The sequence below is a fragment of the Cyclobacteriaceae bacterium genome, from assembly GCA_030584025.1.
Lineage (GTDB): Bacteria > Bacteroidota > Bacteroidia > Cytophagales > Cyclobacteriaceae > UBA2336.
The window spans coordinates 2036228-2060398 of the sequence record CP129487.1; the positions used below are offsets into that span (position 1 = coordinate 2036228).

General features: G+C 39.7%; 22 protein-coding genes. 1 reads left to right on the forward strand and 21 read right to left on the reverse strand.

Features of this window, described 5'->3' with window-relative positions:
* From QY309_09110 to QY309_09155, 10 genes are read right to left on the reverse strand one after another with little or no spacing between them, the layout of a single operon-like run.
* A complete protein-coding gene (locus QY309_09110; protein ID WKZ61639.1) occupies nt 1-654 on the reverse strand; it encodes a GNAT family N-acetyltransferase in 654 nt (217 codons plus the stop codon).
* The gene (locus QY309_09115) at nt 647-1609 is read right to left on the reverse strand and encodes a glycosyltransferase family 2 protein (protein ID WKZ61640.1); all 963 of its coding nucleotides are present in this window, start codon (nt 1607-1609) and stop codon (nt 647-649) included. The genes QY309_09110 and QY309_09115 overlap by 8 nt, the downstream gene beginning before the upstream one ends.
* An 8-nt stretch (nt 1610-1617) precedes the next feature.
* A complete protein-coding gene (locus QY309_09120) occupies nt 1618-2940 on the reverse strand; it encodes a hypothetical protein (protein ID WKZ61641.1) in 1323 nt (440 codons plus the stop codon).
* Nucleotides 2927-3940 carry a glycosyltransferase family 4 protein gene (locus QY309_09125; protein WKZ61642.1) on the reverse strand — a complete coding sequence of 338 codons (1014 nt, stop codon included), beginning with the start codon at nt 3938-3940 and terminating at the stop codon, nt 2927-2929. Before QY309_09125 ends, QY309_09120 begins: the two co-directional genes overlap by 14 nt.
* Nucleotides 3915-5063 (reverse strand): glycosyltransferase, encoded by a 1149-nt coding sequence (locus QY309_09130; protein WKZ61643.1) that lies wholly within the window; start codon nt 5061-5063, stop codon nt 3915-3917. The genes QY309_09125 and QY309_09130 overlap by 26 nt, the downstream gene beginning before the upstream one ends.
* The gene (locus tag QY309_09135; protein ID WKZ61644.1) at nt 5060-6166 is read right to left on the reverse strand and encodes a glycosyltransferase family 4 protein; all 1107 of its coding nucleotides are present in this window, start codon (nt 6164-6166) and stop codon (nt 5060-5062) included. The genes QY309_09130 and QY309_09135 overlap by 4 nt, the downstream gene beginning before the upstream one ends.
* Nucleotides 6167-6170: 4 nt before the next feature.
* Entirely contained in the window at nt 6171-7619 is a 1449-nt protein-coding gene (locus QY309_09140; GenBank protein WKZ61645.1) for a glycosyltransferase family A protein, read from the reverse strand.
* Nucleotides 7597-8907 (reverse strand): O-antigen ligase family protein, encoded by a 1311-nt coding sequence (locus QY309_09145; GenBank protein ID WKZ61646.1) that lies wholly within the window; start codon nt 8905-8907, stop codon nt 7597-7599. The genes QY309_09140 and QY309_09145 overlap by 23 nt, the downstream gene beginning before the upstream one ends.
* The gene (locus QY309_09150; protein WKZ61647.1) at nt 8897-10036 is read right to left on the reverse strand and encodes a glycosyltransferase; all 1140 of its coding nucleotides are present in this window, start codon (nt 10034-10036) and stop codon (nt 8897-8899) included. Before QY309_09150 ends, QY309_09145 begins: the two co-directional genes overlap by 11 nt.
* Entirely contained in the window at nt 10033-10914 is an 882-nt protein-coding gene (locus tag QY309_09155) for a class I SAM-dependent methyltransferase (GenBank protein WKZ61648.1), read from the reverse strand. The genes QY309_09150 and QY309_09155 overlap by 4 nt, the downstream gene beginning before the upstream one ends.
* Before the next feature lie 251 nt (nt 10915-11165).
* On the opposite strand from QY309_09155, the gene QY309_09160 reads away from it, so the two are divergent.
* Nucleotides 11166-11993: an FkbM family methyltransferase gene (locus QY309_09160; protein ID WKZ61649.1), complete on the forward strand. Its 828-nt coding sequence runs from the start codon at nt 11166-11168 to the stop codon at nt 11991-11993.
* Here QY309_09160 and QY309_09165 read toward each other — a convergent pair.
* The 11 genes from QY309_09165 to QY309_09215 all read right to left on the reverse strand — a co-directional run bounded on the left by QY309_09165 (nt 11977) and on the right by QY309_09215 (nt 24115).
* Nucleotides 11977-13164, reverse strand: coding sequence for a glycosyltransferase family 4 protein (locus QY309_09165; GenBank protein ID WKZ61650.1), 1188 nt, complete (start codon nt 13162-13164; stop codon nt 11977-11979). The two genes, QY309_09160 and QY309_09165, sit on opposite strands and share 17 nt — an antisense overlap.
* Entirely contained in the window at nt 13140-14222 is a 1083-nt protein-coding gene (locus QY309_09170; GenBank protein ID WKZ61651.1) for a glycosyltransferase family 4 protein, read from the reverse strand. The genes QY309_09165 and QY309_09170 overlap by 25 nt, the downstream gene beginning before the upstream one ends.
* A 98-nt stretch (nt 14223-14320) precedes the next feature.
* Nucleotides 14321-15133, reverse strand: coding sequence for a class I SAM-dependent methyltransferase (locus tag QY309_09175; protein ID WKZ61652.1), 813 nt, complete (start codon nt 15131-15133; stop codon nt 14321-14323).
* A gap of 28 nt (nt 15134-15161) precedes the next feature.
* On the reverse strand, nt 15162-16007 hold the full coding sequence (locus QY309_09180; GenBank protein WKZ61653.1) for a hypothetical protein: 846 nt from the start codon (nt 16005-16007) through the stop codon (nt 15162-15164).
* Entirely contained in the window at nt 15994-16719 is a 726-nt protein-coding gene (locus QY309_09185; GenBank protein WKZ61654.1) for an FkbM family methyltransferase, read from the reverse strand. The genes QY309_09180 and QY309_09185 overlap by 14 nt, the downstream gene beginning before the upstream one ends.
* Before the next feature lie 44 nt (nt 16720-16763).
* Entirely contained in the window at nt 16764-18140 is a 1377-nt protein-coding gene (locus QY309_09190) for an asparagine synthase-related protein (protein WKZ61655.1), read from the reverse strand.
* Nucleotides 18137-19402: an ABC transporter ATP-binding protein gene (locus QY309_09195; protein ID WKZ61656.1), complete on the reverse strand. Its 1266-nt coding sequence runs from the start codon at nt 19400-19402 to the stop codon at nt 18137-18139. The genes QY309_09190 and QY309_09195 overlap by 4 nt, the downstream gene beginning before the upstream one ends.
* 5 nt (nt 19403-19407) lie before the next feature.
* Complete coding sequence (locus QY309_09200) at nt 19408-20232, reverse strand: ABC transporter permease (GenBank protein WKZ61657.1); 825 nt, start codon at nt 20230-20232, stop codon at nt 19408-19410.
* Nucleotides 20232-22640: a polysaccharide biosynthesis tyrosine autokinase gene (locus QY309_09205; GenBank protein WKZ61658.1), complete on the reverse strand. Its 2409-nt coding sequence runs from the start codon at nt 22638-22640 to the stop codon at nt 20232-20234. Before QY309_09205 ends, QY309_09200 begins: the two co-directional genes overlap by 1 nt.
* Entirely contained in the window at nt 22640-23461 is an 822-nt protein-coding gene (locus QY309_09210) for a polysaccharide biosynthesis/export family protein (GenBank protein WKZ61659.1), read from the reverse strand. The genes QY309_09205 and QY309_09210 overlap by 1 nt, the downstream gene beginning before the upstream one ends.
* A 108-nt stretch (nt 23462-23569) precedes the next feature.
* Nucleotides 23570-24115 carry a winged helix-turn-helix domain-containing protein gene (locus QY309_09215; protein WKZ61660.1) on the reverse strand — a complete coding sequence of 182 codons (546 nt, stop codon included), beginning with the start codon at nt 24113-24115 and terminating at the stop codon, nt 23570-23572.
* Nucleotides 24116-24171: the final 56 nt, after the last annotated feature.

Sequence of the window (24171 nt, forward strand, 5' to 3'; positions counted from 1 at the left end):
CTACCCCTTATTATTTATCATCTTAACCATGGAAACTGAATCATTCCGCTCTTCCATAACCATCCATCCAGCTTTTTGGTAAGCTTTAATGGCTTGTATATTATCACGCTTTACAGAAAGTCGCATACTGGTATACCCCGTCTTCAGCGTCCATTCCTCAAACCCATTAAGCAACAATCTACCAAGACCCAAATTTTGAAATGATCTGTGAATTCCTATCACAACTAATCCTGTGTAAGGCTGTTTTATTCTACCGGGTGAATACGTTCTTTTGCCTTTATGCCCCAACAATTTTCTCCTTACATTTTTAATTGCCAAGCCATATTTATTTCGCATTTCCGTATGAAATAGAAGCCAGGGGCGAAATATCAATGCACGAACACCAACCCAAAATGCAAACTGAATCATTTCTGAAGCGGATCCTCTCTTTGTTACTCCGTCATTAATTAATCCCCCACAAAATCCCACGATCCTATTTTCGGGTACCTTCCGAATATGAAATAAAAAATTACCAGGAACATCTAAAAACCATGAAAGAACCTTTATTACATACTGCTTGCCCATTGCAGATGTTAGGCTGCGCGGGAATGCACTTATATAACAGCGAGCAAGTTCAGGCAGATGCGCATGATGAGATTCCACTATTTCAAACATCTTGCTTACTTGGTTTTGAAAACAATTTACTTATACCCAATAAAAAGCCTGATCCGTACGCCACATGCACACAAGGAATAGCAATCAATATCTTCAGCTTTACTAACCATTTTTTCTTACTTGCGAATGAAACTGATAAGATCAATAATAGATATAGGATTAAGGGAATGAAATAAAGAAAACTATGAATACCAATTAGGCTAAGTAAGTACAGAACAAAAATTGAAGGTACCAAATGCCGCATCTTAGTCTCAGATTTTACTTTCCTTAATACAAGTGGCTTATAATATCCGTATTGAAAATATTGTTTAAACAGGCTTGTTATGCTGCTGCGCGGAAAATAATAAAGTTTTATAGACGGGGATTGATAAATTTTAAAACCCAAACTTTTTGTGCGGTAGTGAAATTCATCATCTTGGTTGCGAACCAGTTGGGTATCAAATAAACCAACAGCTTCAAATACTTCCCTTTTCCATGCACCAAAGGTAACTGAGTCTGTAAATCCCTCATATTTTTCATCATGAACCCGACTACCGCCTATTCCAAGCGGATGGGTAACTGAAAAAGCAATGGCCTCCTGAAGTGAAGTCTTATAACGGGTTCGTGTCGGACCACCAACAATGTCTGCACCGGAACGAGCGAATGTCTCTAAAATTTTCACGAAATAATCATCCGAATAAACTGAGTGACCATCCAAACGTACTATAAATTTTCCCACGCAATTCGGAATAGCCAGATTTAAGGCGTAAGGGACAACCTTTTTAGCGTTATGTAGCAAATGAATCTCAGGATGGTGCTCTTGATTTTTACCTATAATTTCCAGTGTCCCATCAGTTGACCCTCCATCAACAAGAAATAATTCCTTCTCATCAGGTAAAGAATTTATAAAAAAATCAATAAGACTTTGTATATGTTCAGCCTCATTTAATATTGGGCATATAACGCTAATCAGCACGTTACCTTTCAGTTTTGATGCAGGTCCGAAACAATAATTTGAGGTTTGCCCGATGGCGAGGCCGGAATAAAATCAACGGCTATGAATTGAATTGGGAATTCTTCACCCAGATGCTCCTGAATTTTTCTACTGATATCATTCAAAACTTTTTGATTAAAATCTTCTGACGGAATAAACTCAATAATCATACTGTGAATTGATCGCTGAATTACCCTGAATTGAATAATTTGAGGATAATGTTCAAAAATAGCTGTAAAAAAATGAACGATCATTTTCTTTCCAGAAGGTGTCTCCACAATATCAGTATCTCTTCCAATAATCCTCTCAAGCAATGGGAATTGCATCAAGCGTTTCTGAGGGTATTTATCTTTTGAAAGCTTTACAGCAAGATCTCCAATGTTATATCTGATTAATGGCATCTCAAAGGCATCAAGACTGGTTACCAACACCCTACCGAACTGACCATCAGGCACCTCTACTCCATTTTCATCCACAATTTCGACAAATACATGCGGAGTAAAAATATAGTAATAGTCCAAATCTCGCTGTGCGGCAATCATTAAACCCTCTGTTGCTCCATATGTATCATATACTTTTGTATTGAATTGCTCTTCAATAAGTTTTCTATAGTGGCCAAACATCTTATCTCCCCAACTTATTACAGAGGAGAACTGAATTGAATTCAATTTCTTTTCCCTGGCAACCTGAGCAAAAACATACAATGAAGATGCATATCCACCCAATATGGCATCAGACCTGTTCGGTAATGTCTTTAATGCTGATTCTATTGACGTTTCATCTAGTCCAAACGCTGAATAGTACGATGTCCTTAGAAAAATATCCTTCAGGCGTTTAACAACTCCACGTTTAAGTGTCATTCCAGTTTGAATCAATGGACGACCAAACGCATAACCAGACCATTCCCAAAAAAGTGTTTGCACTGCTTGAATGGCAGACTGCTCTTGCTTTGACATATAAACCTGTCCTTGAATACCAGAAGAACCACTGCTCTTTTCACATATCAATGCCTGTTTCTTAACCGGGCGCCAGAGCATCCGATCACCTTGATCCCGAATAATTGCCTTTGTCAAAATTGGAAACTTGGTAATATCTGATTCATCCGGAATTCCTAAATCTCTATAATATGGAATATTTTGTCGTGCATGCTTTAGTACCTTATCCAATTTCTGCTTCTGGATCAATTCCAATTCCGAAGCAGATAAATATTGAAAGCTCCGCCACATTCTTAGAGAAGACATAAAACGGGTTCCCAGGCATAAATCGCCAAGCGGAAGAAGAAAACGCTCCAGGAAAAAATTATACAACTTCATTAAGCAACTTGTTCCATTGTGACAAAACAATTGAGTTATCAAATAATTCTACTTTTTGCCTGGCTGCAGCTGCAATAGCCACCACCAGATCCGGATTTTGAATTAGTCTGTCGATAGCTGCCATCATCGATTCAGGATTTGCATCGGGAACCAACAAACCATTTATCTCATGACTGATCAGAAAAGGAATTCCACCAACCGATGTGCTCACCACCGGAAGTCCCAAAGCCATTGCTTCTGTCACACTTACAGGCATATTGTCAAAGTGGGTAGTGTTGATAAACACATCTGATTTCTCTGACAACATGATCCACTCACTTTTACTTAGTTTTCCGGTAAATGAAACACGCTCTAATATCCCAAGTGAATGTGCTTCCTCCTTAAGGTCATCCAAAAGTCCTTCTTTGTCCGGACCTACCATTGTTAAGAAAGCATCCTCATACTTAAGTGACAGGAATTTTAAAACTTTCAACGCTAGCGAAGGATTATATACCGAATGTAAAGAGCGCACCCACAAAAGTCTGGGACGAACAAGTTTGCGCTTTTTAAATACATACTGACTCAAGGGAATCGTATTGGGTATATACCTTGTTGAATAAAAATTATCAAATGATTTTTGAAGAAACAGACTAACCGACACTACACTAGCGGCTTTTCGAAAGAGGCCTTTGACGAGCCTCGGATTCCTCGATGTACGAGTTGGTAGATCGCCCCCTCGCAAAATCAGAATGAAAGGTTGTCCTAATAAAAAGGCAGTATACCCGCAAATAAGTGCAAAATAGAAAGCAGAAGAACTATAGGTGTCAATTAAAATCACCTTAGCATCACGATTACGAATAATCGTTAATACCATGTGAAACAATCGAGCCAATGTATTGCGAACATCACTGGCTTGTACAACTTCATGTCCACCTTCCCGCAACAACTCTCCCAGATACTCCACACCAGTTGGTGTATACCCATAGGCGGCCAACTTATTTCCGATATATACCAACTTCATCGGGCCTTTGAACAATTTCATTTAAAATTCTCTCGTTGTAGTACCTGTATGTAAAGCGATTTGCCAGGTTCAGGGCATTCAACGCACGTTTTTCAAGGTCCATCGGTTCAGACAATAACATATCCAGTTCCTTTGCCATTACCTCAGGATTCATTGAACTGAATAAATGACCATTGTCACAGTTGATATACTGACTTAGCGATGAAACGTCTGAAACACAAGGAATGCATCCGAATGCTGCTGCTTCTGCAACTACCTTAGGAAACCCTTCAGAATCGGATGGAAGTAAAAGCAAATGACTCTTAGCGTAATACTCATTCAATAAATTCCGTTCAATCCCTCCTGTAAAGGTAACCTTGAATTCCAAATGAACTGACTTGCCTTGGTATGCCTGCACGTTACCAGAACCCACAAAAATCATTTCCTGGATTCGATTAGACATTTTCACAAGTCCCAGCGTCTCCAAAATTCGATCAACCCCCTTAGCCGGCTCAATTCTCCCAACAAACAGTAGTATCATTGGCCCGCCAAAACTTTTATTACTTGCTGCTTGTACTCCTTGCGCAACCTCATCCTCAGTAAGACAAGGATTTTCAAACGTCAGACAATGTTTCGGCTGATTATCCCATACTCCATTGATGGTAACATAACTACGTTGAAAATTCTTACTTAAAAACCATCGTTGAAATTTATAGGTAATGGGAGGATTGGAATGCGCCCAATTGCCTGCGTACTTAACCCACAACACAAATGTTCGTTTCTTGAACCAACTAATCCATGGCAACAGGTAAACCCCTATTCCTGTTGGTAACCGAAGTTGAACGGCATCAGCCTGTTGTATCACCTGCTTAATAATTTTAAGATTAGACAGCATTAGTGAAATAACTTTAAGCTTATCTCGCAACGATTTCCCTCCTGCCGGTTTTAGTGGTATAAAAATAACCTTGCCGTGCCGGTAAGATGTATAGGTAACAGGCACCTCATCAGTTAAATAGGCAAGATGCCATACCTGCTCAAAATGGACGGACAACAAATCTATTTCCCGCACCGTTGGGGCCCAACCCACCACGGATCCATCCTTCTTGTATCCATGTGCCGTGTGTGAAATGACTACAAGCTTCATAGACTATCAATTACCTCAAGGTATTCCTTAACCACAACATCCCAATCATGCTGCCTTGCCCATTGCTTAGCCCGCTGAGAAAAATTTTGCCAATCACCTAAAATGGTTGCGATTGCTTGCGTTATCTCAACAGCATTATTACCATCAACCAACAACCCATTATAGCCATGCTTGATTGCATCTTCCACTCCACTACCATAAGCACCTATGGCGGGAATACCTAGCGCATTCGCCTCCAGAATGGCTATTCCATAGCCTTCAACATTCCCATCCGTTTGATTTTCACTTAACATAATAAAAATGTGTGCACTTGAAACAGTTGCAAACATGCTCTTACGTGAGGCTATTTTTCCCAAAAACGTAATATGGTCGGCTACATTCAGTCCTATCGACAAATATTCAAACTCCGCCTGCTTTGTAGGAATACCAATACAATAGTAATGTGCATCCGGAAAAGTTTTTCTTATAACAGGCAACGCTTGAATCATCCTATGCTGACCTTTTCGATAAGTTACATTTCCAACTGTGACGAAAACAGGATTCCCTTGCAAAACTTTAACATCTACTTTCTCTAAACCATCAAACTCCGAAACCTGGATCGCATTGGGGATTACCTTATACGGTTTACGGATTGTAATACGCTCTGGAATCAAACTACTCGTAAAAATTGAAACAGGAATTAAAGCATTTAAATGGTTTATTGCCCAATGGTTTAACCAGCGGATAAAAGAATTCCGTGGCTGTATCTCTGATCCGTGAAGAATACCAATTACACGTAAAGGCAAGAAGAGTTTAAGACATGCTCCAGTCCATAACGAGAATCTCCCACTTACAAGAACAGCCTCAGGCTTAAACTTGATTGCAGTACGCCAGGCAGAGAGTACTCGCACAAAGTAAAAAAAAGGAAATCGCCTCTTTATTCGAATAACCTCAAAGGAAAGTTGAGAATCAAATGCAGCAATTTTTATATCGCTGGCATCACCATCTGTTATAACGCTTACCTGACAGTTTTGCCTACTTAAAGCACTTGATAGTGAAAAGGCATGACTACCTATCCCACCAGGATCAGGTGGAAACTCAGACGTGAGTATCAAAATCTTCATAATACTATCTTTCACGAATGAGTACCTGGGCTTGGCGGTAAGACTTAACTAGCTTAACCGGAAAAAGTAAGGTGTTTACGATACGGTGCATCCAGGATGTTCTTCGATAGGAAGTAAATAACTTCAACATACACATCTTTAAATAAAATTTTCGCGGATAGAACGTAAGTAAATTGTAAGATTCCGTTGGAAGTGGCAGCGGCCCAAATAAAGTGCCTTTATTCTTCCACCAGGCACCGTGCTGGCGTAAGCCACCGGTTGAGGCTTTATAATGAGTACGAATAGAAAATGGGTTAAGCACAATAATCTCGCCATTTAAATACAAACGCTTCCCCAGATTATCATCAGCGCCCGAACCACGATCAAAAGCCAGATCAAATCCACCTACTTTTCGGATTGATTCTTTATGCATCATACAGTTACCCGTGTCCATTACCGGGCTTATGTGATAAAAATTAATTTCAGGAGAAATGTAGGATAAGTCCTTCCACGGAGCTAATGATAAACCCGTTGATACAGTTGCCACTGAATATTCCAGTAGTTTAATGTGCTCCGTTATCATTTCCGGCCAGGCAACCGAATCATCATCAAAGAAAAGTAACCAATCATGCGTTGCTTCTTTTACTGCTCTATTTCTGGCTGAACATTGCCCTGGCTTTTCCAGAAAGAAAACCTTAACAATATCGTGTGGAAACTGATCATAATAATTTACAATTCGGTTTTCCGAGGAGGTCTGATCAACAACTATTATCTCAGCGGGCGGAAATTTATTTTCTAAAAGCGACTTTATTGCCTTATCTAAATAATCATATCGGTTAATCGTTGGCAGAATAACGGAGTAAGCCGGGATGTGTTTAAGTTTTAATGATCCGATAAAAGCATTTTCAAATTTACCTGTCGCTCTGGTCAAGCGCTTATCGGATAGGGAAAATAATGCCCTGAAAGGTGCCACAAAAGTAAGTGCCTGCCGAAGGTGATTGTGTTTCAAAAATTCAATCTCATCCTTGCGGCTAATCGCTATACGCTGTTCATCGCTTTTAACCACGGCCAATGAGGGCTCATTAAAAACCCTCCCTCCTTGTTGCATTACCTGGTAAGCCAGATCAGCCATTTTTATATGCACGTTTGCATACTTCCTCGTAATGTCAAGTTTTGACAAAGTTCCCCTTTTAAACCACACGATGTGAGCGGTGGCTTTCCATGAGACGACACGGGCAGTTGGGGCAGGATTCAAAAATAACCAACTCAATGTTGCCGATGCTGTATTTTCAAATGCTGAATGTGCATAAAAGAATAAACCAGCGTGAATAACATCTGCATGTTCGAATGAGACAGTGAACAACACGTTTTCAAGTTGAGGAACAGGCTTTTGCAGTATACAAAGATCATCGATCGCATTAATGTCGCTGGCCTCCTGCCAATCAAATGCATCACCTATATACCGGTACTCCATTAACTCTAATCGTTTGCCAAAAATAAGGAGCTAAACCTAATCCCAGGAAAATCATGATCTGACCAGCAAGTGTAAACATGGAAGGTTGTGCATATAATGTTTCTCCCACAAACATGGTAAAGAAAAGCCCAACAAAACCAATCCAACTAAATTCAGCAATTGTCCGTTCAAAGCGGTAAGGCAATTTACTTCTGGCCTCCATCAGATTGCCAGATGTTCGGTACAGGAAACTTAGGAAGAAGAAAAGTCCTATCAGGCCAGTTTCCAGCAAGAATTGAAGAAAGTTATTGTGTGCTCCATTACCAAATACAAATACGGTACCCGCCTGGAAACCTGCACCAGTGACCAAAAGCAACGGAAAGTCACTTATGGCCCGAAAAATTGACTCGTAAATAATCGTCCTTTCAGAAGCCAATTCAGCGATTCCCCCAACCTCATACTCGCGTACAATCCGGTCCTCATACTTTTCAGTGATTCGTCCAACGGCTGCATCTTTGATTTCATCAGATAAATTCACGAATGCAATAAAAAAACCAATCGACAAGAAAATAATAAGCGGTATAAAGCGGGTTTTCGTCATGTATAGTAATCCCAACACCAAACCCGCAACGCCTAGCAGAAAGGTACGAGTACCCGAAAAAAGGGGAATTAATAATGTCAAAAGTGCTGCTATTGAATAAAAGATACGATTGAACACATTCCTGGAAAATTGAACCATGGCCAATGACAGCGCGAGCCCCATTAACATAACAACACCAATATGTTTGTGGTGGGGCGACAGCGTGGCCACCGGTGCATCATTAAAAGCATACATCTCACGCCAATACAGTGGCCAGAAATGCTCCAGTGCACCAATACTTTGAAAAAAGGCTAGAGTTGCCTGTAAAAGGATATTGAAAAAGAAAACGTAAAAAATAAACTTGAATCGCTTTCTATCAGAAACAATTGCAATCACGGCTACCAACGTGGACAGGTAAGCAACAAATCGGAAAGCACGGATTAGCGTTGGCCCCAAATACCCCAATCCCCGGTACGTGATATTGAAAATAATACTAACCAAAACTATAATGATCAGAATTTTTAGAACAGATGGACTGAATTTTTTTTGTCTGTAAATAAACCCAACCCTACCGCTTAAATACTTCCAATTAAAAAGCCAAAAAGCAATGATGGCAAAATCAAAAATCCTGAAATCCGTGAGGAAGTTGCCAAGTGAAAATCTCCCCAGTGGAAGGCAATAAAAGTAGCTTGTTATTAAGATACTTAACCAAATAACTTCACGAGCCATAACCCGATTCACGTTTCAATCCTAAAATTGCTTCATAGTAGGCCAGTAATTTACTCCACGTCTTCTCAATCGAATATAAATCACGAATTTTTTCACATGCCTTTTCTCCAATAAACTGCCTCTTGGCTTTATCATTCATTAAAGATTCAACCAAATCTGCTACGTTAGCAGAATCAGCATCGTGGGCCACCACTATACCAGCCTCATTTCCTAATAGTTCAGGTATATTTCCAACGGCCGTGGCAACAATAGGTCGAGAAGCTGCCATTGCCTCAAGTATTGCATTAGGCATTCCTTCCCGATTACTTAAAAGCATGACCATATCAAAAACCGGCATCCAATCTTCAACATCCGCAACTACACCGGTTAGAATAATATAATCTGACAAACCAAACTCATGAATTCTTTCCTCAATCAATTTTCGCATTGACCCATCTCCTACTAATAAAACTTTACAAGGTAATTTTTTCTCAATAATCAGAATCCGTAAGACATTCAAAAGAAACAAGTGCCCCTTTGGAGGATCCATTCTAGCTACGTAACCAATCGTAAAATCTTCAACACCAATATTCAATCTTCTCTTAATAGTGGCGATCTTTTCAAGGTTTGGTGACGTTATCTCAACTCCATTTGGAATGACCGTGAAATACTCCACCGGAACACCGACCATCTTTGAAAGATGTTGCGCAACAGCCACAGCATTCGCACTATACCTGACCTCAAAAAACTTCAAAATCCTAAACTGAATTCTTCTCCGGACCAGATCCATGCCTGATCGGCTATACTTACTCCTTTCTGTTACAGCATATTTGGAACCCGCCCAAACCGATGCCAAAAATTGTTGAAGCAAAGAATAATTAACCTGAGAATGAACAATATCACCGTTCAATTTGGCTATTGTATTTTTAAGTCTATACACTCCAATTAGTGACCGATACCATCCTGATGGACCCTGAACAACCTCTACACCTGCCTGTTCAAGTTGCGCAAGAAACAATCCTGTCTTGCTTGTTAAGCAAATGATAGCAGGTGTAAACGCACCGGTACGTTTTGCCATGAGTGCCATGCGGGTAACAAACCGTTCCAAACCACCCGCGCCAAGGGTTCCGACTAAGTAAATAACCTTCACGAATTACCCGGTTTCCGCCCAAATCCTTGAATAATCGGTCCCCCTAGATAGAGTTTTCCTGCTAGTCGGGTAAGCAGTGAACCTAATTTTGCAAAACCTGATCTGTTTCTACCATAACGATCACTAATTTGAACGTTTTCGAAACCAGCATTAACCAAAAGTTTAGCCAAGGTGCGCCTGGAAAAAAAATATAGGTGATGAATTGATCGAATGTTACGTTCACGTACGGCAATCCTGTTAAATACCCTGTCGCGAAAAAACTGAATATTATCGAATTGATTAGGAACCTCTATAAGAATCAAGCCGCCCTTCTTCAATACACGAAATGCTTCATTGGCCGCCAACTGGGGATCAGCCAAATGCTCGAAGACATGATTGGAGTGGATAATATCAAATTGTTCGTCCGCAAATGGCAGCCTCTCAGCTGTTGACTGAACAACGTTCAAACCTTTTGATTGTGCCGCTTCTACACCAGCTGTTGACGGCTCGATACCTGATGCCTTCCAGCCCATTTCAATTGAAGCTGTCAAAAATTCTCCTGATGAGGCCCCTATATCCAACACACTAATATTGCTACCCGGTTTAAGTCTTTTTAGCATTTTCACACGCTCGCGGAAAAATGGCAACCTTGACTGAGTAACAGAACCGTACCGCGCGTGACTTTGCAAATAAGGTTCTAAACCAATTGGTTTACCCCCAGCAAAAATGAGTTCTCTGGAAGCTAGAGATGGTCTTGGATTCATAAATAACAATCCGCATTGTGCACAGCGAGACACCGAAAGTGGAGTGACAATATTCAAATGAATTGACCCTGCCGAAAATGGAATGGACGTTGAACTTCCGCACAGTGAACATGATACATTCTCAAAAGTTTCCATACACCTATTTTATTCGACTTAACAATAATGCTGAACTTACCAACTGTCTCAGACTTTTCAAGAACCACTTAGAATTTAGAAAATCTTTAGAATATAAAATTTGCAACATCTATTTCAGAACTAACTGCCGCTAATTACAAGTGTTTCAATATTTATATCTACTTTTAACCACCATTAAAAAGAATGTACTATAACAACCAAAATTCTTATTCCACTAAAACTCATCTTCGTGCACTATCTTTTCTTACAATATGTTAAATAGATTACTCTTCTCACTTTACGAGATACTACCCATTTCCGTAATAAAATTCATCAAACAAAGTAAACTAAAACAACTAGCAGGAAAACTTTTGCGTACGCACCCTGGCAAACCAAGAATGGTAAATGTAATGGTTAACTGGGAGAAGGACTCATACTTTAATTTTTTTGCTCCAATTAAAATTGCAGAAAAAGCAAAAAATCGGGGAATTGAAAATACATTACTCCGAAACTCTTTAACCTTATTGGGATCTACAGTTAATAATCGTACCATACTTGATGTTGGGGCTAACTATGGATTTTTATCACTTGTTTGGGCAACGACATGCTGCAAATCCGGTGGCGTATTTGCTTTTGAAGCTCACCCTGATATTGCCCAAGCACTAACCTATTCGGTAAAAAAAAACAACCTTCAAAATGTTCTACATGTGACATCAGCTGCTGTAGGCGATCAAATGGGTAAATTAGATTTATACCTGTACGGAACAACAAGCAACCTTAATGAACGTACCAATTTACACGGACAAAAAACAGAGGTAAATATGATTACGCTTGATTCTTTCATGGTACAGAAAAATCTGTCATCATGTGATTTAATAAAAATTGATACTGACGGCAACGAGCTTTCCGTTTTACTTGGAGCAAAAGAACTTATCAAAAAATTCAAACCCATTATTGTAATTGAGACAAACCAACAGCATGCCCTTGTACCCCTTTTGATAGACTTAGAATATTCACTATTGGATATGAATTTAGAGCCGTTGTCCAACAATAATTTTCTTCCACCTAATATTTTTGCCCTGCCTACCAAAAAAATCTAGTGAATGCCTTGGTCTGTTTTTCCAGTGTAAACTTTTCACTAACTCTGGATGACGCAGACTGAGAATAGCTGTTTTTTTCCTTTCCGGAAAGCTGACTCACTTCATGAATTTTATCTGCCAATAATCTGGCATCCCACTTCGGCACCACCCAACCGGTTTGCTCATGCAACACATTCTCGTCAAGGCCTTCAGCATTTGAAACAATGCACAGCATACCACTGGCCTGGGCCTCCAGTACGGAATTACAAAAACCTTCCTGAAGACTCGGCTGAATATATAGATCATGCTCACGCATCAAACGTTTCACCTGGTCATGAGGCAATGCGCCTGTAAATTCAACTTCATCAGTTAAACCAAGTTGATGCCTGGCAAACTCAAGTCGCTCCCACTCCGCTCCTTTTCCTACTATGGTGTATCGAAAATAAACTCCCCTTTCTTTTAAAATAGCCATCGCATCAAGCGCCACTTCCAATCCCTTTTTCCATTGCAATCGCGCTACTGTTAAAATCCTGACGGGCTCATCCGCATTAAAGGTACGATTGGGATAAAGAAAATCCCTGACTTCAATAGCAGGTGTAATCTTATGCACCGGAACGGTAGATTTCAATCCAAGTGACAAAGCAGTTTCATACAAATCATCCGAAATGGTGTGAACTTTGTCCAACACCTTCCAAAGCCTGGCGTAAACAGTTGGATTACGTAACGGGTAGATGCTCACATCAAAACCACGAAAACTTGTTGATAAGGTTACTTTCATTGCCTTTCCTAAGCTTTCTCTGCCAACGCCTAATGTGGCAAACCCGAAATGCAGATTATGAAGTTTATAGGGTAAAATATGAGCCGAAATAAACAAGTGTTGGATAGTTTCTGTTAGTCGGCTACTTAATGAATATTCTTGTCTCACAAAATTCCAGGTTCGCACCGGACATCGGACTACTGTTAACAACAGCACCGCCATGATTTTAGCTGGCTTTAACCAGGAAATTGTTGGGACTGAATAAGCCGTGACCTCCCGGCACAAGGAAAATTTACGATCTCCTCGCTTTCCGGTAAACACCATCACCGAAAACCCATTTTCCATCAACCCTTTTATCTTGTTTACCAAAAATGTTTCGGTATACGCAGGTGTTTGCGCCAGCACAAGCCCTATTGTTTTTGCTTCAGCACCCATGGGTACAATTCTTCAAAAGCAGTCATCCCCGTTTGATAATCAAACTTTGTTCGTATAGTCTGGTATGCAGCTTCTGTTATAGCGTTCAGCTTTTCTGGTGTAGTTGACGTAAATTTCTGTAAGGCATCAGCCATACCAACCGAATTTCGTATGGGCACAAGCCACCCGTTTTCACCTGACCGGATCACCTCATCCATGCCCCCACACATTGTACTCACTACCGGCAAGCCAACAGCCATCGCTTCAAGCACCACATTGGCTATTCCTTCCTCAACACTTGGCAACAATAGTACGTCATGCTGCTGCAATTCGCTGGGCATGGTGCGGTAATTAACATGGGGAACAATCACCACTTCCTGCTCTAAACCCCGGTCCTTCAACTGGTACAAAATCTCTCCGGGAATTTGTCCTGATGCAATCAAGGTGTACACAACTTGTATTCCCCGTGCTTTTAACATCCGTATGGCCTCAAACGCATACGTATATCCTTTTATCCAGTGAAACCGTCCAACGGAAACAATTTTAAGTTTGGTATCAGGTAATCCAGTTAAGGGCTTGTACGAATCAGTAAAATGAGCAGGTACAGGCGAATAAATCACGCGTATACGATCAGCCTTTGCCCCAAACTGTTGCGCCCGCATGCCAATGGTATGCGACACAGCATGAAAAAAGCAGTGTGGAAATAGTTTACGATAGGCTTTGGCCAGTTGATTATCCAAAAACGGATCAACGTTAATTTGTGTGCCACGCAAACTTATAACCGTAATATATCGGCCCGATTCAATCAGGTTGGCATAGTCAGAAATATGTGCTGCCCATTGAAAATGAATCACATCTGGCTTATACCGAACGATCATCAATGCACGGTAGAGCCGCTTTAGCCACGCCTTTCGGCTGTTATGAGGTGTAGCCAGTTGCCTGGCTCGTTTAAAAACATGGGGAGCCAACAACATAGCCAGCATCAAACGCGCTACAATGTGTGCTGCACTAAAAAAATCGAAATCGCTTTTAATAATTTTTACACCAGGAAAATACCTGAAGCTACCGGGCTTTGCCAAAACAGCCGGTTCAATTACCCCACGCTGCCGCAAACCTGTTATCTGACTTGCAATAAAGGTTGGGGGCTTTTCGGATCCTAATATGTATAAAACCCGAATCACTTCGTGCACACAAATGCTAGCTCATTTGCTTTAATACCGTAGTTCAACGCTTTGGAATTAAATGTGGACAGATCAATATATATAACTTCACTGAAGTACTTATTCATTTTATCTACGACATCCATACCATAGTCACGATAATGTCCGTTGAATCGAAGGTGGTTAAAATATACTGTCTTATTTCGGCTATAGTCTCCTGGTATTGTAATAATGGCCCTTCCACCAGCATTTAACACACGGCTAATTTCTGAAAAGGCCGCGTCATCATCAGGTACATGCTCAATTACATGATTGCACAAAATGAGATCAAAAGAGGCATCTCCAAAACTTAGTTTTTGTAAGTCCTCTTTATAATCAACATCCTCCAGCAAATAATCAGCGGTAATGTAAGATACGCGCTCATTTGCCTTGAATAAAGGATAAAATATTGGTTCGGGGGCAACATGCAAAATCTTAAGTTGAGTACTGATCTCATCCAAGACCTTACCATATAAATACCAAAGTCCACGATGACGGCTGCGAGAGTTACAATTTGGACATACGGCATTCCAACTTATGCGTAAGTCACTGGCATGGTGTAGAAAAAAAGGTACCCGGTTAATACATACACTACACTCCAGTCTCCCCGCAGATTTCCGAAAGCTTCGACAAATATTCAAACCTTCAGCTACAAAGAAAAAGAAAGACATACGTAGCCTTCCTTTGCTAACATAAATAAGGGTTTTCTTTAACCACGTACGAACGGTTGGAATTCGAACCTTTCCAGCTGAGCCGGGATTCATTAAGGTAGTACGCACTGGTTCAATCATCTTAGCACACAAAAATCTCTATATCAACTCAACCCCACTTAATTAAAGAATTATAATTTTTAATGGCCAGTTTAATTGATGATCTAAAAATCAAAGTTTGAAGTAAGAAATTAACTGATTCCGGTACATTTATTTCATCCGATATAGATGCATGGGATGCTAATACCCATCTACGAAACGCTTCATCATAGTGAATCCTGGAATTTTTAACATCTGCTCTATCCATAGTCATGCCATGCCTTAGCCCTTCACACGCAACAATAAAGTCAATCTGGTTAGCACTACTTCTTGATAATCTACTTAATAACTCTTCAAAATCACCACTACTTCGATGAGCCCGAATAGCCATTTTTGCAAAAACATCCCGAGGGTTTTGAAAGAAATCATGAACACCAACAATATTACCGTATTTTATCCAAGACAAGCCTTCTCCTGCCAATCTCTCTTTTACATAAGACTCTGGCCTTAAAGTCTGTCCTTCTACCGGTATATGTTTCAAAGCCTGCTCAATATATTGGGTATTATAAAAATGAATTCCACGAAACTTTGGAGACTGATAAAATCTGTCCCAGACACGAAAAGCGAAACCTAAAGCATTAGTATTCGCTTCGATTGCTCTTGGTGCATAAAATGAAAAAAACCGATCAATCAAAAGAATATCTGCATCAATTAGTAAAGACCAAGGGTAGCCCAACTGGAGAGCCTGCTCGTATGACTGACGAAGGGTTGATTCAAAAGAGTTAGAAGAAACGGTGGCAACACGTGCTTCTGGAATATATCTCAAAATCTGTTTGTGTAGCGCTTTAAATGTTTGCTCGCCAGAATGACGTATGATGACCGAATACTCCGTAGCGCTCGCATTAACGTTCACCATAAAGCTGGTTTAATTCAAGATAGCTCTCGTTAATTGTAAAGCCCATGTTTTTGAAATTTCCAACAATATCTACAAACGAGCTAGTTTTCTCAGGATGAAGCTCAATTAATATCTTTTTCACAACAGAAGGCAAAACCAACTCCTTAAATAATTCATATTCATACCCTTCAATATCAACAATTAAGAAAGTTGGCTCTATCCGATTAAGCTCAGCCTCAAAGTCAATTACAGAAACTTGTACGGTGCGGTCGAAATATTTTGGCCGCGTTAAACCTGACGAATAAAAATCTTTAGAAATATAAAAATTACAAGCACGTTCTACCGGTTTGTGCTTCAAAATGGAATTAAATAGATTGATCTCTTGCTTGTTTATCCGAAAATTTTCTTTGATATGAGGAATTAGCAGAGGATTAGCTTCAAATGTATACACCTGTTTGGCCGCAACCCTTTTAGCACAAAATAAAGCTATAAAACCTATACCCGTTCCCAACTCCATGACAATATCGCTACTCGTAAGACTAGCGTCTATAATCTTCATCTCATTAACTTCATACTTATTTTTATAAATTCTAAACGCAATAGCTTTACTAACAATCGTCCTTGATAGTTTCAGCTTTACACCATAATAACTAATTTCAGCACCGCGAAAGTATCTTATATTATTTAGAATACTTTTGACTAATCCCTTTAATAGCCCTTTTATTTCTTTCAAAATATCCGCATTGAAATTTTTAGAATTAATTAAGTATAGACAACCTATTTACTTTGCTTAAAAAAGACATCATGAATTATCATGACCGAGAAAATAAGCTCTAAGGTTTTCCAGTGATTCACTTTATGCACTTCGCTCATCAATCCTTCATATCTATCCTTTAAATCAACCCCGCAAATGCTATTTTCCGCAAAAAGAATCTCAACTTCCTTTCCCCAGTTCTTACGTTTATATAAATCCTGAAGCTTAATAAATTTCTTTCTTAGAGCGCCATTATCAGTTCTATCTAAACTCTTTAATTTATGCTTGATTAAATCAAGCCACCCATATTTAAGTGGGAGACCCTTTGTGTTTGCCAATGGTAACTTTGATAAAACCGGATAATGAAATCTAATTAAATCCTTCAAAAAAGCCCTCTTCCGACTGCGGCTATTTTTTGGTAGAGATAACGAAAACGAAATCCATTCATCACTAGCAAGAGGTGCAGAGTAACTGTTAGTTCCAAAAAAAACCGAATGACCAATCAATCTTTCGTGATGATTGTAAATATCTATCAAATCAAAATCTACATACTTATAATCACTCATAAGTTGCGCAACATCATCAATTGCAATTGATTTATTTAAAATTGAATACGAAACATCGGATAGCACCCCTGTTCGTTTTCTTTCTGTTGAAAGAAAGTAACTCTCAGGTTTTTCAAAAGAAGAAATCGGCAAGTTCGAACCACTGGTTGTACCACCTAGCACCCCGTACCATATATTGGCATTCTTAAAATCTCTTTCCAATTCAAATATTGGCGGCTGCTCAAACAAGTTTGTGTTAAAGTCAGATCGTACACCAAATTCTTTCAGGTTCTCAAGTGAAAAGTCAATAACATTCAAATCATAGCTTATATGATCAACCCCCACTTTTTTTGCTAAAGCTCTCCCAATCTCATAGTCATAGGTATTCTTATACCCCCAACTAAACGTTTGAATATTTTTTGCTTCAGTAACATCGAGTAATGCCCCAAGAAGCAACCGTGAATCCAAACCACCGGTAAGTCCTAATGCCATATTTTTATTGGCATTAAACTCCCGCTCTACAACCCGCAACAAAACTTCTTTTGCCTCCCTAATTAGCTGTGGTCTACCTACGGATAAAAATCTATTCGGATCAATTAAATCTTCATAGTAAAATCGGTTAATTACTTCGTATCCGCCCTTGCTAAGTTTACAAGTGGCACCACCCGGTAAACAATATATATTTTCAAATAATGTTTTATCTCCGGGCACGTATCCAATTGAAAAATACCAGGCCAGGCTTTCCTTAGAAAAAGGTTCACCTTGATGAACCTCAACTAACGAGGTGCCAACTTTCCCGGTATTTGCATTGAAAAAAGTTCGATGGATTCGTCCTTTAGTGGTTTCAATAATCATTTTAACTCCCACTTCTGCTTTATATAAAAAACCCCTTGCTTAGACAAATCCATCAATTTTCCTGAACCGAAAACATCCTGGGGTAACACTTCAAAGCTGATTGCATTGTAAACAACATCCTGTCGTTCTCCACTTGCTGAACAAAATATAGTAGCTGAATAAGTGCCCGGCAACAGGGTCAACTCACTAATAACACAAACTATTTTTCCTTCAGAGCTTGTGAAACTTATGTCTGAGCCTACATACATATTACTTAGAGAAGTAATGAGCCCATACTTATGATGATGTATTGAAATAGCTATGTGTGGAGACTTTAACTCCTCTGGAGACACCGTAATACGGTAGCTCAACTCTATGCTTATACTATCACCTGAATAAACTAACCCTTCAGTATTCTTGGAATGATTAAAAAAGCCATAGTCAACAAACCGGAAATCCCCTTTGCCTCTGCGCTCACTTCTATCACTTAATTTAACTCCTGTAGTTGCCTTATTGAAATAATAATTTACGACATCACTCGCTTTTCCCATTAGTTCTATACTTCCCTTATTGAGAAGTATTGCGCGGCTACATAAATTCTGTACCGCAGTCATATCATGACTTACGAAGAGTACTGTCCTTCCTGCACCGGAAATATCTTCCATTTTTCCTAAGCATTTGCGTTGAAACTCTGCGTCTCCAACGGCCAACACCTCGTCTATAATCAAAATGTCTGGTTCCAGATGAGCGGCAACCGAAAAGGCAAGCCTGACCTTCATACCAGAACTATAGCGCTTAACAGGCGTATCGATATATTTGGTGACTCCTGAGAAAGCAACAATTTGATCTAGCTTACGATCAATCTCACTTTTACGCATCCCAAGGATGGTACCATTCATATAAATATTCTCTCTACCCGTTAAGTCCGGATGAAATCCTGTGCCTACCTCTAATAAAGAGGACACCTTACCTCTGATTCTGATTTCTCCTGATGAGGGTTGAGTAATCCTTGCCAAAATTTTCAATAAGGTGCTTTTCCCTGCGCCATTGTGACCAATTATACCAAACGCTTCGCCATTTTTAACAGTAAAGGAAATTTCCTTAAGTGCCCAAAAAACACTTTCATCATCCTGTCCAAATCTTGATAAATTGCGTAAACGCCTATAGTTCCTAAAAGGTGCTTTTAGCGAATTTAAAGCCTTTTCAGTAAGTGTACTGGAGCTATTTTCAGCAACCCCTATACGATATCTCTTACTAACAGCTTCAACAGAAATTGAATCCATATATACTAAGCAACATCAGCAAAGTGACGCTCTGCTTTCTTGAAATACAAAATCCCCAAAAGAAAAATAACAAGAGAAACAACAAAACCAATCCCAAGATAAGTCCATGGCATCGGACCTGTGTTCAAGAAGATTGACCGAAAACCTTCTATTACACCCACCATAGGATTAATGGCATAGATCAATCTATAATCTTCAGGTATATTACTTGTCGGGTATACTACGGGCGCAAGGTACATGAGAAATTGAACCAAAAAAGTCATTGCATGCTTTACGTCTCTATACTGAATAGCCATCGCTGAGAGCCAAAGCCCAAGTCCCAAACTATTCAACAATAAAACAATAATCAGTAGTGGCAACAGTAGCACATTCCATGAAAAAGGAAACTCATAAATGGCTATCATAATAATTAACAAAACCAGACCGATAAGGAAATCAAGCAATTTTGAAAAAACCGCTGCGAGAGGCAATACTATTCGAGGAAAATACACCTTCGAAAGCATATTGGTATTTTGAACCAAGCTATTTGTTGAGTCAGTAAGGGTATTGCTAAAATAATTCCATGGTACCATGGCACAAAGACTAAAAAGAAAGTAAGGTACCCCGTCTGATGAAACCTTTGCCACGCGACCAAAAATAATTGTGAATATAAGCGTGGCAACCAAAGGTTGAATAACAGCCCAACCGACACCTAATATGGATTGTGCGTATTTTACCTTAAAGCTTCTTAGTACCAAAAAGAATAATAAATCTCTGTAATTCCAGAGCTCGACAAAGTCAATTAAATTACTCTTACTGTTAGCCCTTATAACAATTTCTTGTCTGGACATCAACTACGTTTCTTAAAAAAGCCCTTCTTGTCTTTCTTTGAATTCTCGTCCTCATAATACCCATATCCACCTCCATACCCATATGAGTAGCCATAGTTATACGCATAACCTTGTCCATAACCATACCCAAGGCCTGACTTGTATATGTCGTTGAGCATAATGCTCATGTTTTTAAGTTTACCACTGCGGTAGTATTCATCAATACTGCGCACAAACTCCTTAGGTGAATAGTTCTGGCGCAAAACAAAAACAGTATGGTTTACAAACTTGGAAATCACAAATGCATCGGTAACCAGCGCCAATGGAGGCGTGTCAATAATTACATACTCAAATTGCTCAAGTGTATTTTTAATAAACTCATCAAACCGATCCGTCAGTAATAACTCCGAAGGATTAGGCGGTACCGGACCACCACTTACCAAATACAGATTTTCGATTTCGGTTTGTTGTACTACTTCATTAAACTCGTGTATTCGGGATAAGTAGGTGCTCAGGCCGGTAGTGTTGCTGCAATTGAAATCCTCAAAAATCTTAGGCCGTCTCATATCTGCACCAACAATCAACGTTTTCTTTCCGGAAAGCGCGAATACGGTGGCCAGGTTAATGGTGGTAAATGTTTTCCCTTCCCCGCTGATAGAACTACTTACCATAAATATCTGGCGGGTTTGATTTGCAGTAAAGTAATTCAGATTTGAACGAAGTGCACGGAACGACTCCGCTACGCCACTTTTAGGTTTATCGCGCACAGTAAGGTTGCTACCCGATATACTATGCCCAACGCCTCCTAAAAAAGGCATATTGGTCATTTTTTCAATATCTTCTTTAGATTGAACGCGGTTATTCAGCACCTCAAAAATTACGAACAGACCTAAAGGGAGTGCTAAACCAATAACCAAGGCCAAAAAATAATTTTGCATAGGCTTGGGTGAAATAGCACCGCCACGCATAGGCGGATTTACCGGGACAATATCTGAGGTGTTTGCAGCTTTTGAAATATTAGCTTCTGAAAGCTTTTGCATTAAGAACACATACAGGTTTTCGAGCAAAGAATAATTACGTTGAATGGCGATCAACTGTCGCTCAGAGGCAGGAAGCAGACTAAGTTGTTTTTCAGTTTCCCGCAACTGTTGTGCAAGAAAATCCGTCTTTATTTTATCTGTTGATTGAAGTGTTCTAACCGCTTCTTCAACATCCTTTTTCAACTTATTAATTCGCTCAATACGCTCTTGTAATAATGGATTTTGAGAACGCTCAGGATCAGCATAGAGTTTTATCTCAATCTGAAGGTTAATAATTTTTTCAAGCAAAGAATTCAGTATCGGATCAGTAATACCCATGGAAGATGGGAGGATGATCTGATCCATCTTGCCATCAGCCTGAGTCATGTACTCTTTTAAGTATTTGTAATAATTCTGCCTGATCATTAGCTCTGCCCGCTGAATCTCAAACGCTTCAAGTTTTGCATACAACCGTTGCGCATCTCCACTCATGTCCTTAATTCGAGAACTATTCCCAAACCGTTCCAATTGGTACTCTACTGTTCTTAGTGAATCACGTATTTCACTAAGCTGACGACTGATAAAGTTTACAGTACGTGATGCCGTTTCATTCTTCTTTTCGAGATCAAGAGCTTCATAATTCCTGATTAGAGCATTCATGAAATCAATCTCTTTCTCAGGATTATTCCCGGTAATACTCAGGTTAATAATTCCGGCTCCAACCTCTGCCCAGTCAACCTTCAGCCTGGAAATGTATTGCCTTGCTACATCTGTTGGATTATCAATATCAAGAATAAACGGAACACCAACCTGTAATGCTCCTCTCCTGTCTGGATTTAACCTGAAACAAAGCGCATAATCCTTATAGACGATTGAATCGTTCAAATTAAAAATCTGAACTTCACTTTCGTTATCGCGTTCTGAGAGTTTAACCAGGGAGAACTGTTTATCATCTATTAACTTAAATATTAATTTACCCGTAGTGACTTGTTCTGCTCCGCACCAATATGCCCTGACGGGAACATTGACATACGTCTCACTCGTTACAATGTATCCTTCCTGTAAAAAAGAAATGTGAAAATTCAACTCACGTACAACATCTTCGATAAGTGGATATGACTTAATTATATACGGTTCATTCAAATAATTTCTATAGGGATCAATAATGGAATTACTATAAAGAATTTCAGCCCCCCGCGTATCCTGCATTTCACGAATAAGAATAGAAGCTGTAATGGGATAGACCCGCTGGGTATACCGATTTTTGTAAAACGCAATAATGAATGCAGCACTTAGGAACAATACAACAACGTACCAAAATCGTAGTGCACGTGCGAGTACTCTTTTGAAATCCAACACAAATCCCTGAGGGGCATCTTGATTACCTTGATCAAAAAAAGATTCGGACATTATTTTGTGGAATTGATAAGGGTAAACGTAATCAGTAACAAAGATAGTGAGGATATCACCAAGGAAAGATTTTGCCCGAAATACTTACGATAAGGTCGTTGCCTTAAAGATGGGACAAGAAGAACATCATTTTGATGAACGTAATAGTATGGCGAATTGATGAAATTTTCATCTAGTAAATTGATATATTGAACAGTGAGTTCACCATTTTGTTGGCGTATCAATTTAACTTTTGACCGATCTGCCAAATCGGTCATACCTCCAGCCAATCCTAAGGCTTCCAACATAGTCACCCGATTGTTGCTGAGTGTAACCGTGCCCTCGCTGTTAACTTCACCCAAAACGGTAAAGCGAAAATTAATCAATCGCACTTTTACTACAGGCTTATCGAGGTATTGCTCTGCAATTTGCTGAAGTTTATCCTGAGCTTGAAAGACTGTGAGGCCTCCAAGTTTTACTTTACCTATAAATGGAAAAGGGATCTCACCATTTTGATCCAATAAATCACCAATCAATAAACCTGAACCCTGTTGCAGATTAAAATTTTGCCCCGAAACGTTTTTATTCTGATTTAAAAAATCATAGTCAGTTGGAGTTAGACTTTCAAAGCGAACATATACAATATCCTCTGGCTGCAACAGGTAGTCATAGGAAACAGGTTGATATGCTCGAACTGTAGTATCTAAAAGCACCTCCTGATTATGCATATCCTCCTTTTGTAACAACACAAATTTCTTATTGGTAACGCAGGAAGAAGCACCAATAATCAAGGCGAGAAACAAGAATACTCTTAAGACAGTCATGGTTTCAAAACGAAGCATCAAACCTACTAAAAAACCCCTTTACCCCCAATTTTTCATAGCTTCGCCTCCTCAGTCCCATCCGGGAAGAGCAGGCATTCAATGATTATCCAAATCCTGCAAGTCGGATTACTCCGCCTGCCAAAGCACCAAGGCCTTGTCAGGATTCAGGCTCTTTTTGTTACCCTCAAACTCCACCTCTGAAAGCACCAGTGTGCGCACCTTTCGGTTGATCAGTTTTTCGGCTTTGGTTACGCATTCCTGCAGGTAAACTTTATCAATATCCCCTACCATCACCAGGTCGATAATACCTGAATCACGCCCCTCGGCATAATCACCGGTGATCATAGCCAATTGAAGTGTTCCCAGCCTGGCCAGTACTTTGTGAATGACGTTATCGAGGAGTTTGTCAATACCCAGGTACTTGTGCACCAGTGTTTTGATTTCCGGATAAAGGGGATGTTTGGTATTCGCACTGTAATATATAGAGCGGCCCTCCTCGCGGGCTACCAAGTAGCCGGCACTGGACAGGTTATTTAATTCATGCCGGATGGAGTTGGTGGATTCGCCAAACTCTTTCGCCAACTCCCGCAGGTAAGCCGAGGAATTGCTGTTCAGGAAAAACCGGAGCAACATTTTCAGGCGGGTCTTGGATGTGATCAGCGTATCGAGCACGAGGTAAAAATAATGGGAATTTTGAATGAGTAAAAAAATTACTCGAAATTAATCAA